At 75.7% G+C, this 2,145-nt stretch carries 2 protein-coding genes; both read right to left on the bottom strand.

The window, feature by feature from the left end:
• The coding region (locus tag ACOV8S_RS20305; RefSeq protein ID WP_448319205.1) for an SCO2584 family spore wall biosynthesis protein at window positions 1-654 on the bottom strand (654 nt) is incomplete at its 3' end.
• Window positions 655-756: 102 nt separating this feature from the next.
• Window positions 757-2,067: a glutamate-5-semialdehyde dehydrogenase gene (locus ACOV8S_RS20300; protein ID WP_448319204.1), complete on the bottom strand. Its 1,311-nt coding sequence runs from the start codon at window positions 2,065-2,067 to the stop codon at window positions 757-759.
• Window positions 2,068-2,145: the final 78 nt, after the last annotated feature.

The following is a 2,145-nucleotide window of genomic DNA, read 5'->3' as shown; positions in this document are numbered from 1 at the left end:
CACGGGGGGCCTGGCGTACTCGGCCGAGGCGGACGGTCCGACCGCGGCGTCGGGGGCGGGCGCCGGTGTGGGACGGGTCGAGACGGGTGGCGGGACCTGGCCGGTCTGCCCGGCGGCGCCGCGGTGGACGGCGCTGAAGGCCAGCGCGACCATGCCCATCCCCATCACCAGGGCGAGCACCCAGGCGACCGGCCGGTGCCATCTTCCCGGCCGGACGGAACCGCCCGGACGGCCGAACAGTCCCGGCGCGAAGTCGGCCGCCGCGTCGCCTCCGGGAAGGCCCGGGGCGCCCGGGTCCTGGCCGGTGCGGGCGACGAACGCACGGGAGGGGGCGTCGGGGCCGCCGAGGCCGGGAGGGATGTGGGCGAAACCGAGGTCCTCAAGGCCGGGGGCCTCGTCGTGCCGGTCCTCCTCGGGCCCGGGACCGCCGGCCAGGCGGGCCCGGCGCGCGGCCTCCGCCTCGGAGGCCTCGGCGCGCGCCTGGGCGGCCGCCACCAGGCGCTCGACGGCCGTCGGCTCGTGGACCGGGGCCGCCCGCACGAAGTCCTCGTCGAAGACCACGGGGGCGAACTCCTCGTCCGGCGCCCCGCGGTCCTGGTCGTCGTCAGGTCCTCCGCCGTCAGGGAACGGCGTGCCCCCCACGTCCTCCGCCACCGCTCCAGAGTAGACGTGCCGGGTCAATTTGGGCAGAGCGTACGGAAATTCGGCGAAGAGCCCGTGACCGTCCGGCCCGGCACCACGGGATCCCGGACGGCGTCAGGGGCGGACGTGCCCGTCGCCGGTGACGATGTACTTGGTGCTGGTCAGCTCCGGGAGCCCCATCGGTCCCCGGGCGTGCAGCTTCTGGGTGGAGATGCCGATCTCCGCGCCGAAGCCGAACTGGCCGCCGTCGGTGAACCGGGTGGAGGCGTTCACCGCGACGGTGGTGGAGTCGACCAGCTGGGTGAAGCGGCGGGCCGCCTGCTGGGAGGTGGTGACGATCGCCTCGGTGTGGCCGGAGCTCCAGCGGCGGATGTGCGCCACGGCGGCGTCCAGCGAGTCGACCACCGCGGCGGCGATGTCGTGGGAGAGGTACTCGGTCTCCCAGTCCTCCTCGGTGGCCTCCACGACGGTGGCCCCGGTGTCCCCGGCCAGCGCGCGCACCCGCTCGTCACCGTGCACGGTCACCCCGGCGCCGGCCAGGGCCTCCAGGGCGCGCGGCAGGAAGGCCTCGGCGACGTCCCGGTGGACCAGCAGGGTCTCGGCGCTGTTGCAGACGCTGACCCGGTGGGCCTTGGAGTTGAGCAGGATCTCCACCGCCGTGCCGAGGTCCGCGTCCGCGTCCACGTAGACGTGGCAGTTGCCGGTGCCGGTCTCGATCACCGGGACGGTGGACTGCTCGACGACGGTGCGGATCAGCGAGGCGCCGCCGCGCGGGATGAGGACGTCCACCAGGCCGCGGGCGCGCATCAGCTCGTGCACCGACTCGCGGCTCTCGCCGGGCACCAGCTGCACCGCGTCGGCCGGCAGTCCGGAGGCCTCGACCGCGTCGCGCAGGACGGCCACCAGGGCGGTGTTGGAGGAGTAGGCGGAGGACGAGCCGCGCAGCAGGACCGCGTTGCCCGACTTCAGGCAGAGCGCGGCGGCGTCCACGGTGACGTTGGGACGGGCCTCGTAGATGATGCCGACCACGCCGAGCGGGACGCGGACCTGGCGCAGGTCGATGCCGTTGGGCAGCGTGGAGCCGCGGACGACCTCGCCGACCGGGTCCGGCAACGCGGCCACGTCGCGCACGTCCGAGGCGATGGCGGCGATCCGCTCCGGGGTGAGCGTGAGCCGGTCGATCACGGACTCGGCGGTGCCGGCCTCGCGGGCGCGCGCCACGTCCTCGGCGTTGGCCTCCACGATCTCCGCGACGCGGGCCTCGAGGGCGTCCGCCACGGCGTGCAGGGCGGCGTCCTTGCGGGAGCGCGGGAGCGGGGCCAGGTCGGCGGAGGCGGTGCGGGCCCGGCGGGCCACACCGGTCACCGTGGGCTCAGTGGACTCCGTGGACTCCGTGGCGGCTGCGGTCGTCGTGAGCGTGCTCATACCGCGAAGGGTAGCGCCGCGGGGGCCTTGGGCGACGACCGTTCCACCTGGCGGTCGGGGCGCCCCGGCGGGCGGGGC

The sequence above is a fragment of the Streptomyces sp. CO7 genome (genome assembly GCF_053474865.1).
This window is presented reverse-complemented; position numbering and strand designations above follow the sequence as displayed.